The organism is Rhizobacter sp. (genome assembly GCA_019635355.1).
Taxonomy (GTDB): domain Bacteria; phylum Pseudomonadota; class Gammaproteobacteria; order Burkholderiales; family Burkholderiaceae_C; genus Rhizobacter.
In genome coordinates, this window is record JAHBZQ010000001.1 from 4,407,583 (window position 1) to 4,433,586 (window position 26,004).

The window sequence follows — 26,004 nt, forward strand, 5'->3', positions numbered from 1 at the left end:
GGCTTGCAAGTTAGGGGGTTGGGGCGTCGCGTCCTACCGCTTGCGGATGCAGGCGAAGGGGGGCCTTCGCACAGTGTCGCTCTCATCGTTCAACCCTGGAGACCGCGATGCAAGCTTCCCCTCCCACCAACCACGGCTACAGCACCGCACCGGCCACCCCGGTGCGCAGCAACCTCGTCAAGCCCGGGCGCTTCGGCCTGCTGTTCCCCGAGCTGGCGAGCACGCCCTGGACGACCGGCAGCGCCGCCACCGATGCGCAGGTGGCCGACGAGCTGGCCACCGCCATGCACGCCGGCCCGCAGAACGCCGGCAACATCCCGGCCGGCTTCACCTACTTCGGCCAGTTCGTCGACCACGACATCACCTTCGACCCCACCAGCATGGGCGAGAACGCGGTCGACGTGGACGACCTCGTCAACTTCCGCACCCCGGCGCTCGACCTCGATTCGCTCTACGGCTCGGGGCCGCGCGACCAGCCCTTCCTGTACCGGCGCAACCCCGGCACCGCGGCGGCGCAGTTCCTGATCGGCCCCGTGGTGCAGCCGGGCGCTGCGGCGCCGGGTGGCAACGACCCCACAGTCGCGGGCTTCGACGGCGCGACTTACGACCTGCCGCGCGCCGCCAGCGGCACCGACGAACGCACCGCGCTGCTCGGTGACAGCCGCAACGACGAGAACCTCATCGTCGCGCAGCTGCACCGCACGATGCTGCACTTCCACAACGCGATCTGCCTGCACCACCCGGAGAAATCGTTCGCCGACGTGCGCAAACTCGTGATTCACCACTACCAGCGGGTTGTGCTCAACGAGTTCCTGCCCGCGGTGGCCGGGCCGGCGGCCGTGAGCGATGCACTGGCCGAGCTCAAGCACTACCGCATCGGCCCCGGCGAGCTGGCGACCGACCCCTTCCTGCCCCTCGAGTTCTCGGGCGCGGCCTATCGTTTCGGGCACAGCATGGTGCGGTCCAAGTACCACTTCAACCGCGTGTTCCCGCCGGGCACGACCTTCTCGTTTGCGTTCACCTTCACCGGAAACGGCGGCTTCTTCGGCCTGCCGCGCTACCCGAGCAACTGGCTGCTCGACTGGCGCCAGTTCTTCGCCGGCCTGGGGGCCACGCCGCAGATGGCGATGGCGATCGACGCCTCGCTGGCACCCGAGCTCGTGATCCCGCCCGCGGGCACGCCGCTCGCCAAGCTCAACCTGCTGCGCGGCAGCCTGCACTACCGGCTGCCCTCGGGCCAGGCCATTGCGCGGCGCATGGGCGTCACGCCGCTCAGCGCCGCGCAGCTGCAGGAGGGCACGGGCGGCGACGTGGTGAAGAAGTTCAACATCGGCACCGAGACGCCGCTCTGGTACTACCTGCTGCGCGAAGCCGAGATCGAGACGGGCGGCCGGCACCTGGGCACGGTGGGCGGCAGCATCGTGGCCGAGGTCATCGTGGGCCTGCTGCGGGCCGACCCGGAATCGGTGCTGAGCGCGCCGACGGCCGAGTTCTCCTCGGCCGACGGCAGCTTCAAGATGGCCGACATCTTCAACTTCATCGAAGCGAAGAAGGGCCAGGGCAACATCCCCGCGGCCGGCGTCATCAACCCGCTGGGCTGATGGCAGCGGCGGCGCGAGGCCGGCTCACTCGAGCGAGACGGCCTCGCGCTGGATGACCGCTCCCCAGGAGGCCACTTCGCGCTCGATGCGCTTGCCGAAGGTGGCGGGGTCCGACATCAGCGGGTCGCCGCTCGCGGCCAGCACCGCCATCGCCTTCTCGTCTTTCAGCACCGCCTGCGCGATGGCGTGCACCTTCTTCACGATCTGCGGCGGCGTGCCGGCAGGGGCCAGCATGCCGGTCCAGAAGGTGACCACCACGTCGGCATAACCGGCTTCCACCACGGTGGGCACCTCGGGCAGCTGCGCCATGCGCTTGGTGGCGGTGACCGCCAGGGGCTTGAGCTTGCCGGCCTTGACGTGGGGCACGCCCGCCCAGGTGTCGAAGAGCACGTCGATCTCGCCGCTCATCGTGGCCAGCTGTGCTGCCGCCGCGCTCTTGTAGGGAATGTGCGTCGTCTTCACATCCGCCTTGTTGGAGAGCATGGCCATCGACAGGTGGCCGATGTTGCCGGGGCCTGCCGAGCCGTAGCTGAGCTTGCCGGGGTTCTTCTTGGCGTAGGCCACCACGTCCTTCAGCGACTGCACGCCGTTCTTCTGGGCCCACTCGGGGTTGGTCATGACGATGAAGGGCGCGTCGAGCACCATCGTCACCGGCGTGAAGTCGCTGGTCTTGTACGAGATCTTCTTGTAGATCTGCGGGTTGATGGTGATGCTGCTGGAGTTGGTGATGACGAAGGTGTAGCCATCGCCCGGCAGGCGCGCGGCAGTCGACAGGCCCAGCACGCCATTGGCGCCGGCCAGGTTCTCCACGATCACCGTCTGGTTGGTGGCCTTGCCCATGTGGTCGGAGATCACGCGCGCCACCGTGTCGGTGAACGAGCCCGCGGGGAAGGGCACGATGATCTTGATCGGCTTGCTGGGCCACGGGGCCTCCTGCGCCAGGGCGGGCGCCGCGACGCAGGCGCCCAGCGCGAGCGACAGGGCGAGGGCGGCACGGCGGGTGGTGTTGCGGGAAAGGGAAGTGGTTTGTCTCATCTCTGTTCCTTCTCGGGTCGGGGGGTGGAAGACTTCGGTCTGGCGGCGGTGCCGCTGATGCCTTGTTGTTCGAGTGCGTTGATCTGCTCGCCGGTGAGGCCGAGCGTGCGGCCCAACACCTCGCGCGTGTGCTCGCCGAGCGTGGGCGACACGCGGCGCAGCGGGGTGGGCCCCAGGCCCTGGCGGAAGTAGGGCGTGGTGGCGAGGTACTCGCCGACCCAGTCGCGCTGCACCGGCTGGAAGAAGCCGCGCGCGCGCAGGTGCGGGTCGTGCAGCACCTCGGCCATCGGCTTCACGACACCGGCACACACACCGGCGTGCTGCAGCGTGTGCATCGCATCGTCGGCGTCGCGGGTGCGTGTCCAGGCGGCGAGGGCCTCGTCGAGCGCGGCGTGGTGTTCACGGCGACCAGCCACGTGATCGAAGCGGGCATCGGCCGCGAGGTCGGCGCGCGCGAGGGCACGGCACAGGGCCTGCCATTGCGCATCGCTCGTCACGCTCACCAGCAGCCAGGCGTCGTCGCCCGCGCAGCGGTACACGCCGTGCGGGGCGTGCACCGGGTGGCGGTTGCCCGCACGCGGCGCCACGCGGCCGGTGGCCGACTGCTCCAGCAGGAAGGGCGCGGTGTTGGGCAGCATGGCCTCCACCTGCGAGAGGTTGAGGTGCCGGCCCTGGCCGGTGCGCTGCTGTGCATACAGCGCGAGCAGCAGCGCCGCGCCGGCGTTGAAGCCGCCGGTCGGGTCGCCGTAGGCATAGGACGTCATCGCGGGCGGGCCGTCGGGGTGGCCGGTGTAGAGCGGCAGGCCGCTCGCCTGTTCCAGCGTGCCGCCGTAGGCGCGGGTGTCGCTCCAGTCGTTGTGCAAACCGAAGGCGGGCATCGACACCATCACCAGGCGCTCGTTCACCTGCTTCAGTGCGGCGTAGTCGAGCCCGAGCTTGGGCAGCACTTCGGCCGAGTAGTTCTCGATCACTGCGTCGGCACCCGCCACGAGCTGCAGCAGCAGCGACTTGCCCTGAGGCTGCGTCAAGTCGAGCGTGATGCCGAGCTTGTTGCGGTTCATCAGGTTGAAGTTCGAGTTCTTCTCGTACAGGCGCTCGCGGTAGAACTCCTCGGTGAAGTTGGCGCCGCGCCACCAGTCGGGGTAGCCGGTGCTTTCGACCTTGATCACTTCGGCGCCGAGGTCGGCCGCGGTGCGCGAGGCGAGCGGGCCGGCCCAGCCCATCGTGAGGTCGACGATGCGGATGCCGTCGAGCGGCAGGCGGTGTTTCGGGGCGGGGCGCAGCGTTTCGGTCGGTGCGCGTGGGTCGTCGCGGTAGTGCGCGGTGTGTTCGCCGAGCGATGGCGCACGGCCGCCGGGCAGCGGGCCGGCGCTGTCGAGCCGCAGTGGCACGACCGGGCCTTCCACCGTGCGCTCGCCGATCTGCACCGGCACGAAGGCTCCGCGTTCGCGGTGCACCGCCTGCTGGAGCAGCTCTTCCATCGTCGGCACGAAGACGGCCGGGAACTTCTGCGCGCCGAGCACCTGGAACCAGTGCGCCGAGGTCTGGGTGCGGAAGGCTTCGACCAGCCAGGCGTCGATCTCGTCGGCCCGTGCCATGCGCAGCTGGCCGTTGGCGAAGCGCGGGTCGCACGCCCACTCGGGGCGGCCGAGCGTCTCGCAGAGCGTGGCCCACTGCGGCAGCGTGTGGCTGAAGATGCCGATCCAGCCGTCGGCTGTCTCGAAGATGCCGGTGGGGTGGGTGGCGCAGAAGCGGTTCACGCCCAGGCGGCCGGGGTGGCGCTTGTCTTGCACGATGCCGGCTTCCATCTCCACCGTGCCGAAAGCGGCTTCATGCAGGCTCACGGCATAGCGGCGGCTGCCGTCCTTCGCGCCGAGGAGCGCGCCCACGGCAGCCGAGAAGGCGATGAGCCCGCCCACGAGGCCGGTCTGCACGTCGTGCGGCAGGTGGGGTGGGCCTTCGAGCGGGCCGCTCGCGTGCGCCGCACCCGAGAGGGCGCGGCACACGGCTTCGCTGCCGTGCAGGTGGGCATAGGGGCCACTCTCGCCGAACCAGGTGATGTCGACCGAGACCGGCGTGTGCTCGCCGGGCACCGCAGCCCACACCGGCTGCGCGAGCACGCCCACGCCCTCGGCGAGCGCGCGCGCATCGAGCACCACGTCGCAGCCGCGGGCGAGCCGCGCGAGCCAGGCGCCGTCGATGGCGCTCGGGCGGCACACGATGCTGCGCTTGTTCGTGTTGAGCCAGGCGAAGAGCGCGCTTTCGCCGCCCACCCGCGGTGGCATCTGCCGCCAGGCGTCGCCTTCGGGGGCTTCGGCCTTGATCACCTCGGCGCCGAAATCGGCAAAGAGCTTGCCGGCGTAGGCGAGCGCGGGGCCGGTGCCGACCTCGAGCACGCGCAGGCCGTGCAAGGCGAGTTGTTGCAGGTCGGGGCGCGTCATCACCAGGCGTCCACGAAGCCGCGGCGCGGCCGTTGCGCGCGCAAGGCGCTGGCGGTGATGCCCTGGGCGATCCACTGGCGCGTCTGCGCCGGGTCGATCACCGCGTCGACCTCGGCCGCATGGCCCACGCTGATGGCGTGGCCGCGTTGGTACGACTCGGCGACGAGCTTGTCGTACAGCGCGCGCCGCTCGGGGCCGTCTGGCAGCGCCTCGAGTTCCTTCTTGAAGCCCAGCCGCACCGCGCCTTCCAGCCCCATCGGGCCGAATTCGCCCGTGGGCCATGAGATGCTGAAGTCGGCCGAGCGGAAGCCGCCGCCGGCCATCGCCATCGCGCCCAGGCCGTAGCCCTTGCGCAGCGCCACCGCGTGCAGCGACACACGCAGCTTGGCGCCGGCGAGGAACATGCGCGAGACGTGCCGCACCTGCGCCTTCGCTTCGACCTCGGGGCCGACCATGAAGCCCGGGGTGTCGATCAGCGAGACGATGGGCAGCGCATGCGCATCGCACAGCTGCATGAAGCGGGCGGCCTTGTCGGCCGCATCGGCATCGATGGCGCCGCCGAGGTGGTGCGGGTTGTTGGCCATGATGCCCACCGGCCGGCCTTCGATGCGCGCGAGCGCGGTGTGGATGCCGGCGCCGAAGCCGCCGCGCAGCATGAGCACGCTGCCGACGTCGGCAATGCCTTCGATGGCTTTGCGGGTGTCGTACACACGCAGCCGGTTCTCGGGCACCACGTGGCGCAGCGCGCGCACGTCGGGCGCCGTCCACTCGCTCACCGGGCCCTGGAACATCGACAGGTAGTGCTTGGCGGCCTGCACCGCCTGCGCCTCGTTGTCGACCAGGATGTCGATCACGCCGTTGGCGTACTGCACCGCCGCCGGGCCCACGTCTTCGGGGCGGAAGACGCCGAGCCCGCCGCCTTCGATCATCGCGGGGCCGGCCATGCCGATGTTGCTGCTCTTGTCGGAAATGATCACGTCGCAGCAGCCGAGGAAGGCCGCGTTGCCGGCGAAGCAGCGGCCCGAGACGATGCCCACCACCGGCACCTCGCCGCTCAATTCGGCGAAGGCCGCGAACGAGGGCTGGATCAGGCCCGAGATCGACGGGATGTCGACATCGCCCGGCCGCCCACCCCCGCCTTCGGCGAAGAGCACCAGCGGCAGCTCGTCGCGCAGCGCCACGTCGACGATGCGGTCAGTCTTCACATGGTTGCGCTTGCCCTGCGTGCCGGCGAGCACGGTCGCGTCGTAGGCCATCACGGCGCTGCGCGCCTGCGCCTTGCCGACGAGCGCGCCGTTGATGTCGCCGATGCCGGTCACGAGGCCGTCGGCGGGCGTGTTGGCGATCAGGTCGTCGAGGCTGCGGCGGCTGGCCTGCGCGGCGATGGCGAGGCCGCCGTATTCGACGAAGGTGCCGGCGTCGCACAGGTCGGCCACGTTCTCGCGTGCGGTGCGCTGGCCACGCGCATGGCGGCGTGCCACGGCGTCGGGCCGGTTCTCGTCGTAGAGGTACGCCTGGCGGTCGAGCACGCGCTGCAGGTCGGGGCGGATCGCGTCGGGGTCGTGCGACTGCGCGGCGCTCTGCGTGGCGGCGTCGCCGTCGGCCGGCTCGAGCACGATGAGGATCTGGTTCTCCTGCACCTGCTCGCCGGCCGCGAGGCGCAGGTCGATGACCCGCCCGCCTTGTTCGGCGGAGATGGTGTGCTCCATCTTCATCGAGTCGAGCACGGCGATCGTCTGGCCGGGCTGCACCAGGTCGTCGACCTGCACCGAGAGTTCGACCAGCCGGCCGGCGAGCGGCGTGCGCACGGCCACCGCGCCTTCGCCCACCGTCTCGTCGAGGTCGGCCGCACGCGGGGCCTGCGGCACCGAGTGGCGCACCGAGTCGCCGAGCAGGGCGTCGCGGGCGTGTTCGGCGGCGCCGATCTCGGCCGCGGCCGCCACGAGCGCCGGCACGATGGTCTCGAAGTGGCGGGTGTGCACGTCTTGTACCGCGAAGTCGTCACGCTGCACGAGGGCGCGCAGCACATCGAGGTTGGTCGGCACGCCGACGATGCGGAACTCGGCGAGCGCACGCTGCAGCCGGCGCACCGCATCGCCGAAGCGCGGCGTGGTGCTGGTGACGATCAGCTTGGCGAGCAGGGTGTCGAAGTTGGGCGAGGGGGCGTAGCCGGTGTAGCCGTGGGTGTCGACCCGCACGTCGGGGCCGGTGGGCGGGTCGAAGCGTTCGAGGCGGCCGTGCGCGGGGCGGGCGAGGCCGCTCGCATCCATCGACTCACCGTTGATGCGCAACTGGATCGCAAAGCCGCGCACGGGTGGCGGCCAGGCCGGGTCGAGGCCGAGGTCTTGCAGGTCGCGGCCGGTGGCCAGGCCGAGTTGCAGCGCCACGAGGTCGACGCCCGTCACCTGCTCGGTGATGGTGTGCTCGACCTGCAGGCGCGGGTTGGCTTCGATGAAGACGAAGTCCTTCTGCTCGCCGCTGGCGGTTTCTTCGACGAGGAATTCGAAGGTGCCGAGACTCTGGTAGTGGACCTTCTGCGCCAGCTTGCGGGCGCTCGCGATGATGCGGTCGCGCAGATCGGTGCTGAGCAGCGGGCTGGGCGCGATCTCCACCAGCTTCTGGAAACGGCGCTGCAGCGTGCAGTCGCGTTCGCCCAGCGCGATGACGTGCTGGCCGTCGCCGGCGATCTGCACTTCGATGTGGCGGGCGCGGGCGACCAGGCGCTCGGCGTACACCGCATCCACGCCGAAGGCGCTCGCCGCCTCGGAGCGGCAACGCGCATAGGCCTCGGCGAGGTCACTGCGCTGGCGCACCACGCGCATGCCGCGGCCGCCACCGCCGCCGACCGCCTTGATGACGATGCCGGCCTCGCCTTGCTCATCGAAGAAGCGCGTGATCGTGTCGAGCGAGGCTTCGCCCGGCGTCGACGGCATCACCGGCACCTGGCACTCGATCGCGAGCTTGAGCGCACGGCCCTTGTCGCCGAAGAGCGCGAGCTGCTCGACCGTCGGGCCGACGAAGGTGATGCCCGCCTCGGCGCAGGCCTGCGCGAAATCGGCGCGCTCGCTCAGGAAGCCATAGCCGGGGTGCACCGCGTCGCAGCCGGTGGCTTTTGCGGCGGCGATCACGGCGGCGATGTCGATGTAGGCGGCGGGGCCGCTCGCATCGAGCGCGTGGGCTTCGTCGGCGAGCAGGCGGTGGCGCGAGTTCGCGTCGTCTTGCGAATACACCGCGACGGTGGCGATGCCGAGGTCGCGGGCCGCCCGCTGCACACGCAGGGCGATCTCGCCTCGGTTGGCGATCAACAGCTTCTTCAAGAGATGTCTCCGGTGTCGTCGTGTCGGCTCACGATGGAGCCGGCGATGGGGCTTGTCTGTCGCCCTTGGGTCATGGGTTCTCCCTCGCGATCAGCTTGAACACGCCGCGCGCCACCGCCACCACGGTGCCGTCGGGCTTCACGATCTCGCCTTCGCAGAAGGCCATCGACTTGCCCCGCTTGGTGCAGCGGCCGATCACCGTGAGCTCGCTGCGCGAGGCTTCGAGGAAATGCGTGGTGAGGTCGACGGTGATCGCGCCCACGCGCAGCGGGTCGTGGGCCCGTGCGGCGGCGCTCAGCGTGAAGTCGAAGGCACTCATGAGCGTGCCGCCGTGGATGTCGCCGCGGCTGTTCACGAGCTGCGGGTTCCACGCGAGCTGCGTCTTGCAGCAGGTCTCGTCCAGCGACAGCGGCTTGAGGCCGATGTGTTCCATGAACGGCACGTCGATGCCGAAGTAGGGGCCGAGGCCGGGTGGGAGGGCGGTGCTCATGGCCGGTGTTAGTGCACCGACCGTGCCAAGCGAATTGCCGGGCGGCGGGCCTCCATTTGTTGCCGGTGACTACACTCGGTGTCTTTGGGGCTGTCGTTGTGTATGTCTGAACAACACTTTGCGGGGCTGGATGGGCCTTTGGGTGTGCTGGCCCGCCGTGGCGGCGAGGTGGTGGCCGCCCTCGGGCTCGCTGCCGACGAGGCGGCGCGCGAGGCCCTGGTGTCGGCCCTGCACCTCGCGCCGGATCGCAGCCTCTTCGAAGCGCATCTGCCCACCGGCCCGGTGGTCGGCGTGGCGATCCACGCGCAAGACACCGAGATCGCGGTCGTGCGGCCCGTGGGCACCGAAGGCAGCACGCTGCTCGACTTCGTGGTCGCCGTGCCCTTCGCCTTCGACATCCTCGAACAGATCCTCAACGACCCGTACCAGGGCATCACGGTGGCCGACCACCACGGCACCATCCGCTACATCAGCCCGGTGCACGAGAAATTCCTCGGGCTCTCGTATGGCGGCGGCATCGGCAAGCCGGCGGAAGAGGCGATCCCGAATTCGCGGTTGCGCGCGGTGATCGAGTCGGGCAAGGCCGAGATCGGCAAGCCGCAAAGCTTTGGCGAAGGCGTGACCCGCGTGGTGAACCGAAGGCCCATCCGCAAGGACGGGCGCATCGTCGGCGCGGTGGGGCAGGTGATGTTTCGCGACGCCGAGGCGGTGTCGAAGATGGCCGCCGAGATGAACCAGCTGCGCTCGCAGCTGGAGTTCTATCGCCGCGAGCTCGACGGCCTGCGCGAGACGCGCGAGGCCACGGCTGAACTCGTGGGCGACAGCCAGGCCATGCAGCGCCTGCGGCATGAAGTGGCCACCGTGGCAAGGCTCGACGTGCCGGTGCTCATCCTCGGCGAGAGCGGCACCGGCAAGGAGCTCGTCGCACGCGCGATCCACAAGCTCGGCCGCGGTGCGCACGAGATGGTGAGCCTGAACCTCGCGGCGCTGCCGTCGAGCCTCATCGAGTCGGAACTCTTCGGCCACACCGCCGGCGCCTTCACCGGCAGCGCCAAGCAGGGCCGCGCCGGCAAGTTCGAGATGGCCAACGACGGCACGCTTTTCCTCGACGAGGTGGGCGACATCCCGATGGACGTGCAGATCAAGCTCCTGCGCGTGCTCGAAGAGCGGGTGGTCGAACGCCTCGGCAGCCACGCCGGCAAGCGCATGACCTTCCGTCTCGTCTCGGCCACGCACCGCGACATCGACGAGCTGATCGCAAGCGGCGCCTTCCGCCACGACCTCTTCTACCGCATCAGCGGCGTGACGCTGCGCGTGCCGCCGTTGCGCCAGCGGCTCGAAGACATCCCCGCGCTGCTGGCGCATTTCGTCAAGGCCTTCTGCAACCGCAACGGTCTGCCGGTGCCGAAGGTGGAGCCGGGTGTGGCGCGCTACCTCGCCGACCAGCCCTGGCCCGGCAACCTGCGGCAGCTGCGCCACCGCATCGAAGAAGCGCTGGTGTTCTCGTCGCACGAGTTGCTGACGCTCGACGCCTTCACCCGCAACGATGCGGCCCGCGGCGAGGTGCACCTGCCGGTGCGCACGTCTCCCAAGCCCCTGCAGGCCCCGCCCGAGGCACCGCGCCTCAAGGACCACGAACGCGCCGCCGCCCGTCGGGTGCTCGACGAATGCGGCGGCAACAAGAAGCGCGCGGCCGAGCAGCTCGGCATCTCTCGCTCCTATCTCTACAAGCTGCTGGGCTGAGCCCTTACGCGACCGCGAGCCGCGCGACCAGCGTGGGCCTCCGTTCGGCGCCTGCTTGCAGCAGCAGCCCTTCGCCGGAGGCCACGCCGCCACCGACCAGCGCCGTCAACACGAACTGGTGCGTCACCCATACCTCGAAGCGGCCGCGTTGCTGCGCCACTGTCGCCAGCGCCGCACGCAACTCGCCGAGCGCTGCGTCGTTGACCGACTCGCTGCCCGCGCGGGGCGAGCCGAGCGCGGGCCAGGCCTCGGCCCTGTCGAAGGCGAGGCGTGCGGTGTCGACGCAGCGGCACCACGGGCTGCTGCGCACTGCTGCCGGGGCGAGCTTGCGTTGGCGGAACCAGGCGCCGATGCGCTGCGCGTGTGCGCGGCCTTCGTCGCTGAGGTTGCGCTGCGTGCTGCAGTCGTCGAGGCGAAAGCCCGGCGGGTCGAAGGTGCCGGGCGCGAGCGCGTGGCGGAAGGCGATCACCACGCCGCCGGCCGCCAGCCGCGCCGCGACCGCGTCGTCGGCGTGCGCGGCCCAGGGCCAGGCGCTGGTGGCGATCAGGAGTGCTCGTCGTTGCATCGGTCGTTCCTGCAGCCGGCACGGGTGCCTGCCGGAGCGCAGGGTATCGGCGCTGTCGCGTCCGATGCCGCACCGGGGTCTTGTCTGCGTGCGATGCTCGCCGCATGACCGTGCCCCAACCCCTGAGCGTCGAGGTGCCCGACAGCGGCAAGGTGGCCGCCCTGTGCACGACGCCGGCCGATGCGATCGCCGGCTACGTGTTCGCGCATGGCGCGGGGGCCGGCATGGACCACCCCTTCATGTCGGCCCTGTCCGGCGAGCTGGCGCAGCGCCGGGTCGCCAACCTGCGCTTCCAGTTCCCGTACATGGAGCAGGGCAGCAAGCGGCCCGACAGCCCCGCCGTGGCGCAGGCCGCGGTGCGCGCGGCCGTGGCCGAAGCGCGCCGTCTGTGGCCGTCGCTGCCGCTCTTCGCGGGTGGCAAATCCTTCGGGGGCCGCATGACGTCGCAGACCCAGGCCGCATCGCCGCTGCCGGACGTGCGCGGCCTCATCTTCGTTGGCTTCCCGCTGCACCTCGCCGGCAAGCCGGGCGTGACGCGTGCCGCGCACCTGGTGCAGGTGCAGGTGCCGATGCTCTTCCTGCAGGGCACGCGCGATGCGCTGGCCGACCTCGCGCTGCTGCGCGAGGTGCTGGCGCCGCTGCAGCACACGACGCTGGCGCTGGAAGACGATGCCGACCACGCCTTCCATGTGCGCTTGCGCAGCGGCCGCACCGATGCGCAGGTGCTGGCCTCGCTCGCCGACACGGTGGCGGCGTGGTGTGCCGGGAAGCGTTGACACCGGCCCGGTGCCCCTCGGGCCGATGGGCGTCGAAAACTCTGATAGCGTCTCGGGCTCCCGTCACCCGCCCGCCGTCGTCGCTTGAGCATTCGCACGTTTCTCCTGTTGTTGGTGCTCGCGGTCTGGTTGCCGGCGGTGGCGGGCTTCGCCCTGCTCGCACGCTCCACCTACCTGCGCGAGGCGGAAGACGTGCGCCAGGACATCGAGCGTTTCGCCCAGAGCCTCAATTCGCTGGTGGAAGGCCAGCTCGACAAGCGCGTGGCCATCGCCACCACGCTGAGCGCCTCGCGCACGCTGCAGGACGACCAGCTCGCGCGTTTCCACGACGAGGCGAGCGCCGCCGTCCAGGGCAGCGGCAACTGGGTGGTGCTGGTCGACCGCCAGCGGCAGCGCCTCAACACGCGTGCGCCGTTCCAGGGTTTCGAGCCGCGCACGCGGGCCGAGGCGCCGTTCGTGACCGGGGCGCCGAAGGTGTTCTTCTCGCCGCGCGGCCTCGTGACGCAGGAGCCGGTGTTGGTGGCGTATGCACCGTCATTGGAAGGCTCGCCGGCCCGCTACAACGTGGGCGTGTCGTTCTCGCCCGAGGTGGTGCAGAACCTGATCGAGAAGGCCACGCCGCTCAACAGCCTCGCCTCGGTCATCAACGACCAGCACCTCATCATCGCGCGCAACCGCGACCCGCTGAAGTGGCTGGGGCGCCAGGCCGGCGAGGAGATCCAGCGCCGCGCGCAGGCGGGTGTGGGCAGCTTCGGCGAAACGGTCACGCTCGACGGCGTGCCCTCGCTCACCTATGTGTCGCCCGCCAACCGCCACGGCTGGAACGTGGTGCTCGCGCTGCCGCAGGAGGCCCTCACGCAGTCGGCCCGTCGCCTCACCGTGCAGACGCTGGCCGCCGCCGGGGCGCTGTTGCTCATCGGCCTGGGCCTGGCGATCGTCGTGGCGCGCAAGATCGGCCAGCCCATCGTCACGCTGCGCGAGTCGGCCGTGCAACTCGGGCGCGACGAAGTGCCGCCCGCGCTCTCCACCGGCGTGATCGAGCTCGACGAGGTGAGCCGCGCGCTCGAACTCGCCGGCCGGCGCTCGCACGAGGCCACGCTCACGCTGCAGAAGGAAGTGCAGCTGGCGGTGAACGACGCGCGCGCCGCCCAGGCCGCGCTGCTCGAAGGCCAGAAGCGCGAGGCGATTGGCCGCCTCACCGGCGGTCTGGCGCACGATTTCAACAACCTGCTGCAGACCATCAGCACCGGCCTGCACGTCGTCGACCGCCAGACCGCGGCCGATGTGCCGCACCGCCGTTTCCTGGAAGCGGCGATGCGCGCCACCGGCAAGGCGGCCGATCTCGTGAAGCAGATGATGACCTTCGGGCGGGCGCAGCCGCTCAAGCCGCGGCCGGTGAGCCTGCCCGATTTCGTGCTGCAGACGCAGGAGCTCACGCGCAAGGCGGTGGGTGAGCGGGTGCAGCTCACGGCCGAGATCGAGCCAGGGCTGCCGACCGTGCTGGTCGACCCGGCGCAGCTCGAGCTGGCCCTGCTCAACCTCATCTTCAACGCCCGCGATGCGATGCCCGAGGGCGGCGCCATCCGCATCACCGCGCGTGTGGCCACGCCCGAGGAAAGCGCTCCGCTTGGCGGTGACCAGCACGTATGCCTGCAGGTCAGCGACAACGGCGCCGGCATGAGCCCCGAGACGCTCGAGCGCGCCTTCGACCCCTACTTCACCACCAAACCGGTCGGGGCCGGCACCGGCCTCGGGCTCGCGCAGGTGCTGGCCTTCGCACGCCAGTCGAATGGCGACGCCCGCCTGGAGAGCACCGCCGGCGTGGGCACGCGTGTGACGCTGCTGCTGCCGGTCACGCACCTCGCCGAAGTGGCCGCCGAGCCTCCACGGGGGCAGGCCGAGGCCGGGCGCGGGCTGCGCATCTTGATGATCGAAGACGACTCGCTGGTGTCGTCGGTGGTGGTGCCCGCGTTGCGCGAGGGCGGACACGAGGTCACGCACTGCGCGTCGGCCGACCAGGCGAAAGAAGTGCTGGGCACCCGCACCGATTTCGACGTGCTCTTCACCGACGTCGTCATGCCCGGCACGCTCTCGGGCCTCGACCTCGTGGACTGGTGCCGCGCCCATGTGCCGGCGATGGCGGCCGTGGTCGCCACCGGCTACAACTCGCGCCAGACGCGCGCCGACGTGCAGGAGCTGCGCAAGCCCTATGGCCTCGATGACCTGCTCGACGCGCTGCAGCGCGCCGTGCAGGAGCGCGCGCCTCGCCCGTCTGCCTGACGGCCCCGGGCGTGACGCTTGCCCGTGCCCCGCGTGCAAGAGATGCAGGACGACGGCGCGCCCCACCCGGTGACGACAGACACGCTGCTGGCGTGGATGGCCGCGCGCGGCTGGGTGCCGTTCGACTTCCAGCGTGAGGTGTGGCGCGCGGTGGCGGCTGGCGAGTCGGGCCTGCTCCACGCCACCACGGGGGCCGGTAAAACTTACGCGGTGTGGCTCGGGGCGCTGATGGCGTACCTGCGGCCATCGAAGAAGGCCGAGCCGCTGACGGTGCTGTGGATCACGCCGATGCGCGCGCTGGCGGCCGACACGCTGCGCTCGCTGGCGCAGCCGCTGGCCGCGCTCGGCGAGATCGCGCCGTGGACCGTCGGCGCCCGCAGCGGCGACACCTCGGCCGGCGAGCGCAGCGCGCAGAACCGGCGCCTGCCCACCGCGCTCGTCACCACGCCCGAGAGCCTCTCGCTGCTGCTCGCGCGCGCCGATGCGCGTGACGTGCTCGGCAGCGTGCGCATGGTGGTGGTCGACGAGTGGCACGAGCTGCTCGGCAACAAGCGCGGTGTGCAGGTGCAGCTCGCGCTCGCGCGCCTGAGGCGGTGGTCACCCGGCTTGAGCGTGTGGGGCATGTCGGCCACGCTCGGCAACCTGGGCGAGGCGATGCACACGCTGCTCGGACATGGGCAGGGCCGGCTCGTGCAGGGCCGAGTCGACAAGCCGCTCGCCATCGACTCGCTGCTGCCGCCGCGTGCCGACCGCTTCCCCTGGGCCGGGCACCTCGGCCTCACGATGCTGCCGCAAGTGGTTGACGAGATCGCGGCCAGCGGCAGCACGCTCGTCTTCACCAACACCCGCTCGCAGGCCGAGATCTGGTACCACGCGATCCTGGAGGCGCGGCCCGAGTGGGCTGGTCTCATCGCGCTGCACCACGGCTCGCTCGACCGCGAGGTGCGCGATTGGGTCGAGCTGGGCCTGAAGAACGGCGAGCTGCGTGCGGTGGTGTGCACCGCGAGCCTCGACCTCGGCGTGGACTTCCTGCCGGTCGAGCGGGTGCTGCAGATCGGCTCGCCGAAAGGCGTGGCGCGGCTGCTGCAGCGTGCCGGCCGCTCGGGCCATGCGCCGGGGCGGGCCTCGCGGGTGACGCTCGTGCCCACGCACAGCATCGAGCTGGTGGAGGGTGCTGCCGCACGCGCGGCGGTGGCGGCCGGGCACATCGAGGCGCGCCACTCGCCGCAGCAGCCGCTCGACGTGCTGGTGCAGCACCTCGTGACGGTGGCGCTCGGCGGGGGCTTCGTTGCCGACGAGCTGTACGCCGAAGTGCGCAGCACCGCGGCCTACGCGCAGCTCTCGCCCGAGAGCTGGGCCTGGTGCCTCGCCTTCGTGCAGCAGGGCGGGCCGTCGCTCACCGCCTATCCCGATTACCGTCGTGCGGTGCCCGATGACGAAGGCGTCTGGCGCGTGCCCGATGCGCGCCTCGCGCGGCGCCACCGCGCCAACATCGGCACCATCGTCAGCGACGCCAGCATGACGGTGCAGTACCTCGGCGGCGCCAAGCTCGGCAGTGTGGAAGAGAGCTTCGTCGCACGTCTCAAACCCGGCGATGTGTTCCTCTTCGCCGGCCGCCAGCTCGAGCTCGTGCGCACCCACGAGATGACCGCCTTCGTGCGCCGCGCCACCGGCCGAAAGCCGGCGGTGCCGCGCTGGAACGGTGGCCGCATGCCACTCTCGACCACGCTCGCCGACGCGGTGGTGCAGCAACTCGCGCTCGCCGACGCCGGCCGTTTCGACAGCCCCGAGCTGCAATGCGCGAAACCGCTGCTCGATCTGCAACACGCCTGGTCGGCGCTGCCCACGCCGGCCACGCTGCTGGCCGAGCGCATTGCCACGCGCGAAGGCACGCACCTCTTCCTCTACCCCTTCGCCGGTCGGCATGTGCACCTGGGCCTGGCGAGCCTCATCGCCTGGCGCGTGGCGCAGCACCACCCGCGCACCTTCTCGATGGCGTTCAACGACTACGGGCTTGAGCTGCTGTGCGCCGACGAAGTGGCGTGGGACACCTTGCTGCCCCAGGTGCTGCGGCCCGCCGATGACGACGCGGCTCTGCTGCACGAGGTGCTGGCGAGCCTCAACGCCAGCGAACTCGCGCGCCGCCGCTTCCGCGAGATCGCGCGGGTGTCGGGCCTCATCTACCAGAGCTACCCCGGCGAGAAGCGCAGCGCCAAGCAGCTGCAGGCCTCGTCGTCGCTCTTCTGGGAGGTGTTCCGCAAGTACGACCCGGCCAACCGGCTGCTGCAGCAGGCCGAGGCCGAGGTGCTGGCGCAGGAACTGGAGATCGGCCGCCTCGGCGCGAGCCTCGCGCGCATGGCCACGCAGCGGCTGGTGTTGAAGCACCCGGCGCGGCCCACGCCGTTTGCCTTTCCGCTGATGGTGGAGCGCTTTCGCGAGCAGCTGTCGAACGAGAGCGTGGCCGACCGCATCTCGCGCATGGTGGCGCAGCTGGAGAAGGCGGCCGGCGGGGCCGAGGCGGCGCCGGCCGACGAGGTGCGCGAGCGCTTGGCCTTCGGCGCGGCGGCCCCCGAGAAGGCGGCGCCCCGGGCGCGTCGGCGGGGGCGGCGATGAGCTCGCACCTGAGCCTCGAGTGCGCGGGCGAAACGCTCTGGCTGCTGCCCGAGCGCGCGCTGTGGTGGCCCGCGCGGCGCACGCTCTTCATCGCCGACCTGCACCTCGGCAAGGCTGCCACCTTCCGCGCCCACGGCCACCCGGTGCCGGCCGGCACGACGCAGGGCAACCTCGACCGGCTCAGCGGGCTGCTGAACCGGCACGAGCCCGACGCGCTGGTGGTGCTCGGTGACTTCCTCCACGCAACCGAGGCACTGACACCGTCGGTGCAGTCCGCACTCGCCGCCTGGTGCGCCGAGTTCCCCACGTTGCGCCTCACGCTCGTGCGCGGCAACCACGACCGCCGTGCCGGTGACCCGCCCGCCGCGGCCGGCATCGTGGCGGTCGACGAGCCCTGGCCGCTCGGCCCACTGGCCGCCTGCCACCACCCGCAGCCAGTGCCCGGGGCGCTGGCGCTGGCCGGTCACCTGCACCCGGTCGTGCGCCTTCACGGCCGGGGCCGCGACCGGCTGCGCCTGCCGTGCTTCGTGCTCGACGCGCAGCAGTTGCTGCTGCCGGCCTTCGGCGAGTTCACCGGCGGCTGGGAGGTGGGGCGTGCTGACGGGCAGCAGGTGTTCGTCGTCGCCGACGGCGGTGTGTGGAAATTGCCCTGATCCGCGCGCCCGGTGTGGAACTCGCCTGCGGCCGGCGATGTCCGATCGCTGCCCGGGTTTTCGTCGCCGTGACACCATCTCGCCATGCCTGCACGTTTCTCCTTCCGCCGCGGGGCCGCCCTGGCTTCGGTCGTGCTCCTCGCCCTCGGCCTGCAGATGGGCTGCGCCACGCTCGATGAGCGCCAGCGCGGCTGGATCTTCCAGCCGAGCGAGCGCACCTGGGCCGGTGGCCTGGCGGCGGCCGAGGGCATGCACGACGTGTGGATCTCGTTCAACGCCAAGGTCGACGACGCGGGCCAGCCGGTCAAGCTGCACGGCCTGTGGCTGCCGCAAGACGATGCCAATGCCCCCGTGCTGCTCTACTTGCACGGCGCCCGCTACGACGTGCGTGGCAGCGCCCCGCGCATGCGCCGCATGCACGAACTCGGCTTCTCGGTGCTGGGGGTCGACTACCGCGGCTTCGGCCGCAGCAGCCCAGGCCTGCCGTCGGAAGAGAAGGCCGCCGAAGACGCGCGGGCCGCGTGGGACTGGCTCGCCCGGCAGCACCCGCAGGCGCGCCGCTTCATCTTCGGCCACTCGCTGGGCGGTGCGATCGGCGTGCAGCTCGCGGCCGAGGTGCACGACGAAGCCGGTCTCATCGTCGAAGGCAGCTTCACCTCCATCGCCGACGTGGTGAGCACCTTCCGCTGGGGCTGGCTGCCGGTGTCGCCCTTCATCACGCAGCGCTTCGATTCGGCCGCGCGGGTGGCCGAGGTGGGCTCGCCGCTGCTCGTCGTGCATGGCAGCCAGGATTCGCTGATCCCGTCGAAGCTCGGCCAGACCCTCTACGACAAGGCGCGCGAGCCCAAGCGCTTCGTGCTGGTGGAAGGCGGCTCGCACCACAACACCAACGCGGTGGGGCAGGCGCAGTACCGGCAGGCGATGGCCGAGCTGTTCGGCTTTGCCGGCGGCGCGCAGTGAAGGCCGGGCAGCCGCCAAGGTGACAAAAGGGGCTCCTGCGTTCCTCTAGAGTGCGCGCAACCCTTCAGGAGCCGCGCATGACGATCGCCTTCTCTCACCACCAGATCAACGGCATCCGCATGCGCGTGGCCGAAAAGGGCAGCGGGCCGCTGGTGGTCTTCACCCACGGCTGGCCGGAGAGCTGGTACTCGTGGCGCCACCAGATCGAGGCGCTGGCGGCCGCGGGCTTTCGCGCCGTGGCGCCCGACATGCGCGGCTATGGCGACACCGAAGCGCCAGCGGAGGTTGACCAGTACACCATCCACCACCTGGTGGGCGACATCACCGAGCTGGTGCTGGCCCTCGGCGAGAAGCAGGCGGTGGTCGTCGGCCACGACTGGGGCGCGGTGGTGGCGTGGCACTGCGCGCTGCTGCGGCCCGACATGTTCCGCGCGGTGGCGGCGATGAGCGTGCCCTACGCACCGCCCGGCCGCACCGACCTCCTGACCTCCCTCGACAAGGGCGGCATCAAGACTTTCTACATGCAGTATTTCCAGGCGCCCGGTGTGGCCGAAGCCGAGCTGGAGCGCGACGTGCGCGACTCGCTGCGCCGCGTGTACTACAGCGCCTCGGGCGACGGCCCCGAGGGCAAGGGCTTCTCGGTGCTCGCGCCGGGCAAGGGCCTGCTCGACAACACCGTGCCGCCCGATGCGCCGCTGCCCTGGCTCACCGAGGCCGACCTCGACCACTACACCGCCGAGTTCACCCGCGCCGGTTTTCGCGGTGGCCTCAACTGGTACCGCAACCTGCGCCGCAACTGGGAGCTGACCATGCCCTGGCGCGGCTGCCCCATCCGCCAGCCTTCGCTCTTCATCGCGGGCGAGCGCGACGGCGTGCTGCGCTTCCCGGCGTCGAAGGCCCAGGTCGAGGCCTACCCGAAGACGCTGCCCGGCCTGCGCGGCTGCCACATCCTGCCCGGCGCCGGGCACTGGATCCAGCGCGAGCGCGCCCACGAGGTCAACGCCTTGCTGCTCGACTTCCTGCGCGGGCTGCCGGTGCCGGGTTAACCCGGGCCAAGGCGACCATTCCATACAAGACCGAGCGGCCGGGCTGTCGAATCATCGGCAACCCTTTGCCTGATTCGCCGGTCTGTTGCAGGCCGCCCCGCATCCATGGACTTGCAGTTCGAGCCCCATGCCGGGCGCCCACCCTCGTCTCCGTCGACCGCCTCCTCCTACGGCCGCATGCACATGCAGCGCGAGGGCTTCCTCTACGCGGGCATGGTGGCCGAGATCCCGAGCCAGCGGCATTCGGTGCTGCTGTACGTCGCCCTGAGCGACACGCCCTTCACCCTTGAAGCCGCCGGCCAGTCGGTGAGCCTCACCGCGGCGCTGCTTGGCCCCGGCGTGCGCAAGCGTGTGCTGGGCCGGCCCGACGTGGCCTGCGTCGACATCTCACCGGTGCACCCGAGCTACCCCGCCTTCGCCCAGGCGAACGCCTCGGTGCAGGTGTGGCCGCGCGAGCACTTCGCGCCGCTGATGCCGGCGCTGCAGGCGTTCCGCGCCGGCCGCATGAGCCCGGCCGAGGCCGACCGGCTCTACGCGAAGGCGGTGGCGCTGGCCGAGCAGCGGCTGCCGCCCACCAAGCCGGTCGACCCGCGGGTGCGCCAGGTGATGGCGCTGCTGCACGAGAACCGCCGCCGCTCGCTCGACGAGCTGGCCGCGTCGGTCTGCTTGTCGAAAGACTGGCTGGTGCATCTCTTCCAGCGCGAGGCCGGCATCTCGCTGCGCAAGTACGAGCAGACGGTCAAGCTGCACGCCGCCGCGGCGTTCGTGAACCGCGGCGTGAGCATGACGCAGGTGGCGGCCATCGCCGGCTTCGCCGACTCGGCGCACTTCTCGAAGATGTGGAAGCAGCACTACGGGCTGCCGCCCAACCGCATGTTCTCGGGCCACGAGTATGTGACGGTCGACCCGATGCCCGCACGGCCGCTGCACGCCTGACGGCGGGCGCGTGAGCGCTGCGGCATCGGGGTCTTGTACCGATTGCCTAGCGACTATCCCGGCAAACGCGCAGATGGGCGCAACAGGGTCGGGACCTGCGTCCTAGACTATTTCGAACGCGTGTGCACAAGCGCTGCCGCCACCGCGAAAAGCGTGTGGCGGGCCTCCCGCCTTCGATCTCAAAAACCCAAGGAGACTCTCATGACCCACCTCACCCAAGCCCCGGGTGCGCGGCGCGCATTCGCGCTCGCCCGGCACCTGAAGTCGGCCGCGACCGCGGCCTTGCTCGCGATCGGCGCCGTTGCGGCGTGGGCCGCCGTGCCGCAGGCCGCCATCCAGGCCGCGCCCATCGGCGGCCACTTCCTCGACCGCAGCGCGCAGATCTCGGCGGCCGGCTACACCGACCGCGAGTTCTTCATCTCGGGCCTGGCGCGCACCTACCGCGCGTCGAGCACGCTGCGCTCCGACGGCAAGTGGAGCGCCTACGTCTACTCCAGCAACACGCCGTACAACACGCCGCTCCTGGTGCGCCGCCCGGCCGACCCGTCGAAGTTCAACGGCGTCGTGATCGTCGAGTGGCTCAACGTCAGCTCGGGCTACGTGCTCGACATCGACTGGATCATGGCCAAGGAGGAATTCCTGCGCCAGGGCTACGCCTACGTCGGCCTCACCAACCAGAAGACCGGCCTTGAAGGTTCGAAGGAGAAGAACCCCACGCGCTACGCCGCGGGCAACCTGCCCAACGACGACATCTCCTACGACATCCTCTCGCAGACCGCCAAGGCCGTGCGCGACCAGTACCAGGTGCTGCTCGGTGGCCTGGTGCCGCAGAAGATCGTGGCTACCGGCCACTCGCAATCGGCGCTGCGGCTCACCACGTATGTCAACGCCATCCAGCCGCTGGAGCGGGTGTTCGACGGCTTCGTGATCCACGGCCGCGGCAACTCGGGCCTCAAGCTCTCGTCGGGTGACCTGCGCGGCACGCCGTCGAGCACGGTGATCCGCTCCGATGCCTCGCACCCGGTGTTCCAGCTGCAGTCGGAGATGGACGTGAACTCGCAGTCCGACACCTCCAAGGCCACCGACAGCGCCAAGATCCGCTACTGGGAAGTGGCCGGCTCGTCGCACTCCGACCAGTACATGCTCGAAGGTGTGTACTCGGTGAGCACGCGCCCGCCCGCCTCGTGCGAGAAGCCGGCCAACCGCATGCCCTTCTACCGCGTGCAGAACGCCGTCTACAGCCATCTGGTGAAGTGGATGAAGCAGGGCACGCTGCCGCCCACCGCGCCGCGCATCACGCGCAGCTCGCTGCTCAACCGCATCCAGCGCGACAGCTACGGCAATGCCCTCGGCGGCCTGCGCCTGCCCGAGATCGACGTGCCCATCGCCACCTACGGCATCGACAACTCGACCACCGGCTCCTGGGAGTTCCTCGACCTCTTCGCCTGCACCACCTCGGGCAGCACCACGCCCTTCACCGCCTCGCGGCTGAGCACGCTCTACCCGACGAACGCCGACTACTACAACAAGTACAAGGCCGCGGCTGACCGCGCGCTGGCGGCGGGCTACCTGCTGCCGGCCGACCACGCGAAGGCCTTGCAGCAGGCGAGCACGGCGCCCATCCCGCGTTGATCGTGCAGCGCCTCGCCCCGACGCAGGGCGGGGCGCTTTTTCTTCAAAAAAAACAGACATCTTTCCGGACGACCCGATGACTTCCTTCCCGCTTCGACGAACCCGCGGCCACTGGCCGCTTGCCCTGCTCATGTCGCTCGCCGGTGCCGCCTGCGGCTCTGGCAACGACGAGCCTGCGCCACCGCCCGACTTCGTCGACACGCTCGTGGCCACGGTCGGCGGCCTGAGCGCCACGGCCGCGGCCGAACCGGCGATGAACAACCGCCTCGTGCTGCTGCAGACGCTCGATGCCGATGGCGACCTCAACAACGGCATCCAGATCACCGCCGCGATCCGCAGCACGGTGATCGCGCAGGCGGCGTCGATCAACTTCGACCAGAGCACCACCACCTTCCGCACGAGCCTGGCCCCGCTCCTGGCCGCGCTGAACGGGGCCAATGCGTTCACCGACCTCGACCCGCGCCCGCGCACGGCCCGCAGCGCGACCGCGGCGCTCGAACACCACGTCCGCTGGACGCGGCCGCGCCACGTCGTCACCACCACCGGCGGCCAGCTGAGCGGCTACGAGGCCAGCGCGAACGTGTGGCAGTACCTCGGCATCCCCTACGCCCGGCCGCCGGTCGGTGACCTGCGCTGGCGCCCGCCGCAGGCGCCGCAGCCGTGGAGCGGTGTGCGCCACGCCGTCGCCTGGGCCGACCAGGCCGCGCAGACGACCGCGCTCGAGCGCTTCGGCGAAGGTGGCATGAGCGAAGACTGCCTCTACCTCAACGTCACCGCGCCGAAGGCGGCGAGCAACCTGCCGGTGATGGTGTGGTTCCACGGGGGTGGCTTCACCTCGCTCACCAGCAACACCAAGCCCTTCAACAATGCGCAGGCCCTGGTCACCAAGGGCGTGGTGCAGGTCTCGGTCAACCACCGGCTCGGCCCCTTCGGCTACATCGCGCACCCAGCGCTCAGCGCCGAGAGCGGCTACGGCGGCTCGGGCAACTACGGCCAGATGGACCTGATCGCCGCGCTGCAATGGGTGCGCGACAACATCGCGCAATTCGGCGGCGACCCGAACAACGTGACGATCTTCGGCGAGTCGGGCGGCGGGCGGAAGGTGCTGTCGCTGATGGCGTCGCCCCAGGCGCGCGGCCTCTTCCACAAGGCCATCAGCCAGAGCGGCACGCTCTACCCCGACACACGCAGCCTCGCCTCGGCCGAGGCCATCGGCACGCAGCTGGCCACCAACCTCAATGCCCCGACGCTGGCCGAGATGCGCGCCCGCCCGTGGACGGAGGTGGTCACCGCCGCGGCGGCGCTCACGCCGTACACCAACGTCGATAACCGCTACCTGCCCACCACCGAGCGGGTGAGCTTCGAGTCGCGGCAGCACAACGACGTGCCGTTTCTCATCGTCGTCAACGCCAACGACACCGTCGACCCGATCCAGACGGTGAAGACGGTCTTCCCCTGGATGAAGACGCACAGCGACGCGAACCACTACGCCGCACTCTTCACCCACATGCCCGCCGGCTGGCGCGCACGGGGCGTGACGACCTACCACGGCGGCGAGCTCACCTATGTCTTCAACGCGCCCGAGAGCGTGGTCACGCATTTCCTGCTCAACCTGGTGATCGACCCGGCCACCGGCGTGCGGCTGGTGGTGGGTGACCTGAACGGCAATGGCGTGACCGGCACCGCCGGCGACGGCGCCGACGTCTTCGCCTCGGCTGGCTTCGACGCCACCGACGCCACCGTCATCGACACCACGATGACGATGTGGGCCAACTTCGCCCGCACCGGCAACCCGAGCACGGCCGCCTTCGCCTGGCCGGCGTACACGACCGCGAACGACAGCTTCGCCGAGCTCGCCGCCACGCCCGTGGTGCGCAGCGGCTTGTCCACCGTATTCCCCTGAGAGAACACACGAGGAGATGAACATGTTCAGCAAACGCACGCTCGCCGCCACGGTGGTGACGATGATGTCGATGGCGGCCTGCGGCTCCGGCGACGACGGCACCCCCACCCAGACCGGCACCTTCGTCGACAGCCCGGTGGCCGGCCTCAACGTGCAGGGCTCCGCGCTCGGCGCGCGCAGCACCGATGCGCAAGGCCGCTTCAGCTACCAGGCGGGCGAGACGCTCAGCTTCTCGATCGGCAACCTCGCGCTCGGCTCGGCGACCGGTGCGGCCACGCTCACGCCACTGTCCATCACGAGCGGGGCCACGGCCGCCACCGACCGGCGCGTGGCCAACAAGCTCATCCTCCTGCAGACGCTCGATGCCGACGGCGACCTGAACAACGGCATCCAGATCACCGACGCGATCCGCAGCGTGGTGTCGGCCCAGGCCGCGTCGATCAACTTCGACCAGGCGAGCACCACCTTCCGCACGAGCCTCGCGCCGCTGCTCACCGCGCTCAACGGCGCCAACGTCTTCACCGACCTCGACCCGCGCCCGCGCACCGCGCGCACCACCACCGCCGCGCTCGAGCACTTCACCCGCTCCACCAGCGCGCGCCACGTGGTCACGACCACCGGCGGCCAGTTGAGCGGCTTCGAGGCGAATGCCAACACCTGGCAGTACCTCGGCATCCCCTACGCCCGCCCGCCGGTGGGTGACTTGCGCTGGCGCCCGCCGCAGGCGGCACAGCCCTGGAGCGGCGTGCGCGACGCCACCGCCTGGCGCGACCAGTCGGCGCAAGACCTGCGGCTCGAATCCATCGGCGAAGGCGGCATGAGCGAAGACTCGCTCTACCTCAACATCACCGCACCGAAGAACGCGGCCAACCTGCCGGTGATGGTGTGGTTCCACGGCGGGGCGTTTGCCATCCTCACCGGCAACTCCAAGCAGTACAACAACCCCGACAGCCTCACCACCAAGGGCGTGGTGCTGGTGACGGTGAACCACCGCCTCGGCGCCTTCGGCTACCTGTCGCACCCGCTGCTCACCGCCGAGAGCGGCTACAACGGCTCGGGCAACTACGGCCAGATGGACCTGGTGATGGCGCTGCAATGGGTGCGCGACAACATCGCGGCATTCGGCGGCAACCCGGGCAACGTGACGATCTTTGGGCAATCCGGCGGCGGCGGGAAGACCTACTCGCTGATGAACTCGCCGATGGCCACCGGCCTCTTCCACAAGGCGGTGGTGCAGAGCGGCGCCTCGCCGATTCCGGCCACCGGCACCCCGGCCTCGTCGCTCGCCGCGAACGAAGCCATCGGCACCGCGCTCTTCGCACGCAACAACGTCACCACGCTGGAGCAGGCGCGTGCGCTGCCCTGGCAGGCGATCGTGCAGGCCGACATCGACAACGGCATCCCGCGCGAGATCTATCGCCCCAACGTCGACTACCGCTACCTGACCAAGACCTACGCGCAGAACGTGGCCGACGGCCTGCCGAGCGAAGTGCCGCTGATGGTGGGCGTGACCTCGGGCGACTACACCACCTTGCGGGGCGCGCTGCCGCTCTTCCTCACGCAGCGCCCGAACTACAGCGCGCCGCAGTACGTCTACAAGTTCAGCCGCGTGCCCGATGGCTGGAGCGCGATGGGGCTCTTCAGCGCGCACGGCGGCGAGTTGCCCTACCTCTTCAACTTCCCGATGGGCCACGTGAGCAACTACAGCCTGAACCTCGTGCTGCTGCCCGACGGCACCAAGCCGCCCATCGGCGACCTGAACGGCAACGGCATCACGGGCACCGCCGGCGATGCGGCGGACGTCTACACCTCGATGCAGTGGGGCGCGGCCGACACGACGACCGTCGACTTGCTGATGACGATGTGGACCAACTTCGCCCGCACCGGCAACCCCAGCACCACCGGCCTCACCTGGCCGGCGTACACGGTGGCCAACGACACCTTCGTCGAAGTGGGCCCGACGCCGACGGCCACCGTGCGCACCGGCGTGGCCGCAGCCGTCCAATAAGGGCG

Annotated in this window: 17 protein-coding genes; 12 read left to right on the plus strand and 5 right to left on the minus strand. The window is 70.6% G+C overall.

The features are described 5' to 3' along the window. The first annotated feature begins 107 nt into the window (after positions 1 to 107). A complete protein-coding gene (locus KF892_20510) occupies positions 108 to 1,601 on the plus strand; it encodes a hypothetical protein (protein ID MBX3627404.1) in 1,494 nt (497 codons plus the stop codon). 24 nt (positions 1,602 to 1,625) lie between these two features. Here the strand turns inward: KF892_20510 and KF892_20515 are convergent, their stop codons facing one another. From KF892_20515 to KF892_20530, 4 genes are all read right to left on the minus strand, one after another. Next, a complete protein-coding gene (locus KF892_20515) occupies positions 1,626 to 2,636 on the minus strand; it encodes a tripartite tricarboxylate transporter substrate binding protein (protein MBX3627405.1) in 1,011 nt (336 codons plus the stop codon). Next, positions 2,633 to 5,077, minus strand: a complete 2,445-nt coding sequence (locus tag KF892_20520; protein ID MBX3627406.1) for a CoA transferase — start codon at positions 5,075 to 5,077, stop codon at positions 2,633 to 2,635. Before KF892_20520 ends, KF892_20515 begins: the two co-directional genes overlap by 4 nt. After that, positions 5,077 to 8,394, minus strand: coding sequence for a biotin/lipoyl-binding protein (locus KF892_20525; GenBank protein MBX3627407.1), 3,318 nt, complete (start codon positions 8,392 to 8,394; stop codon positions 5,077 to 5,079). Before KF892_20525 ends, KF892_20520 begins: the two co-directional genes overlap by 1 nt. Before the next feature lie 70 nt (positions 8,395 to 8,464). Beyond that, entirely contained in the window at positions 8,465 to 8,827 is a 363-nt protein-coding gene (locus KF892_20530) for a PaaI family thioesterase (protein ID MBX3627408.1), read from the minus strand. A 159-nt stretch (positions 8,828 to 8,986) separates the two neighbouring features. On the opposite strand from KF892_20530, the gene KF892_20535 reads away from it, so the two are divergent. Then, on the plus strand, positions 8,987 to 10,627 hold the full coding sequence (locus KF892_20535) for a sigma 54-interacting transcriptional regulator (GenBank protein ID MBX3627409.1): 1,641 nt from the start codon (positions 8,987 to 8,989) through the stop codon (positions 10,625 to 10,627). Positions 10,628 to 10,631: 4 nt separating this feature from the next. Here KF892_20535 and KF892_20540 read toward each other — a convergent pair whose 3' ends face one another. Beyond that, positions 10,632 to 11,192, minus strand: a complete 561-nt coding sequence (locus KF892_20540; GenBank protein MBX3627410.1) for a histidine phosphatase family protein — start codon at positions 11,190 to 11,192, stop codon at positions 10,632 to 10,634. Between the two features lie 104 nt (positions 11,193 to 11,296). Between KF892_20540 and KF892_20545 the strand changes: the two genes are divergently transcribed. The 10 genes from KF892_20545 (at position 11,297) to KF892_20590 (ending at position 25,999) form a co-directional block, all read left to right on the plus strand. After that, the gene (locus tag KF892_20545) at positions 11,297 to 11,968 is read left to right on the plus strand and encodes an alpha/beta hydrolase (GenBank protein ID MBX3627411.1); all 672 of its coding nucleotides are present in this window, start codon (positions 11,297 to 11,299) and stop codon (positions 11,966 to 11,968) included. 84 nt (positions 11,969 to 12,052) lie between these two features. Continuing rightward, the gene (locus tag KF892_20550; protein MBX3627412.1) at positions 12,053 to 14,248 is read left to right on the plus strand and encodes a response regulator; all 2,196 of its coding nucleotides are present in this window, start codon (positions 12,053 to 12,055) and stop codon (positions 14,246 to 14,248) included. A gap of 42 nt (positions 14,249 to 14,290) precedes the next feature. Next, complete coding sequence (locus tag KF892_20555) at positions 14,291 to 16,861, plus strand: ligase-associated DNA damage response DEXH box helicase (protein ID MBX3627413.1); 2,571 nt, start codon at positions 14,291 to 14,293, stop codon at positions 16,859 to 16,861. Further along, positions 16,858 to 17,514: a ligase-associated DNA damage response endonuclease PdeM gene (pdeM, locus tag KF892_20560; GenBank protein MBX3627414.1), complete on the plus strand. Its 657-nt coding sequence runs from the start codon at positions 16,858 to 16,860 to the stop codon at positions 17,512 to 17,514. Before KF892_20555 ends, pdeM begins: the two co-directional genes overlap by 4 nt. Before the next feature lie 84 nt (positions 17,515 to 17,598). Next, positions 17,599 to 18,474 (plus strand): alpha/beta fold hydrolase, encoded by an 876-nt coding sequence (locus KF892_20565; GenBank protein MBX3627415.1) that lies wholly within the window; start codon positions 17,599 to 17,601, stop codon positions 18,472 to 18,474. A gap of 77 nt (positions 18,475 to 18,551) precedes the next feature. Further along, a complete protein-coding gene (locus KF892_20570; GenBank protein ID MBX3627416.1) occupies positions 18,552 to 19,520 on the plus strand; it encodes an alpha/beta hydrolase in 969 nt (322 codons plus the stop codon). 105 nt (positions 19,521 to 19,625) lie between these two features. Further along, positions 19,626 to 20,456 carry a helix-turn-helix transcriptional regulator gene (locus KF892_20575; protein ID MBX3627417.1) on the plus strand — a complete coding sequence of 277 codons (831 nt, stop codon included), beginning with the start codon at positions 19,626 to 19,628 and terminating at the stop codon, positions 20,454 to 20,456. Positions 20,457 to 20,657: 201 nt separating this feature from the next. Beyond that, positions 20,658 to 22,088, plus strand: coding sequence for a hypothetical protein (locus KF892_20580; GenBank protein ID MBX3627418.1), 1,431 nt, complete (start codon positions 20,658 to 20,660; stop codon positions 22,086 to 22,088). Between the two features lie 76 nt (positions 22,089 to 22,164). Continuing rightward, entirely contained in the window at positions 22,165 to 23,991 is a 1,827-nt protein-coding gene (locus tag KF892_20585) for a carboxylesterase family protein (protein ID MBX3627419.1), read from the plus strand. Positions 23,992 to 24,013: 22 nt separating this feature from the next. Then, positions 24,014 to 25,999: a carboxylesterase family protein gene (locus tag KF892_20590; GenBank protein ID MBX3627420.1), complete on the plus strand. Its 1,986-nt coding sequence runs from the start codon at positions 24,014 to 24,016 to the stop codon at positions 25,997 to 25,999. Positions 26,000 to 26,004 lie beyond the last annotated feature (5 nt).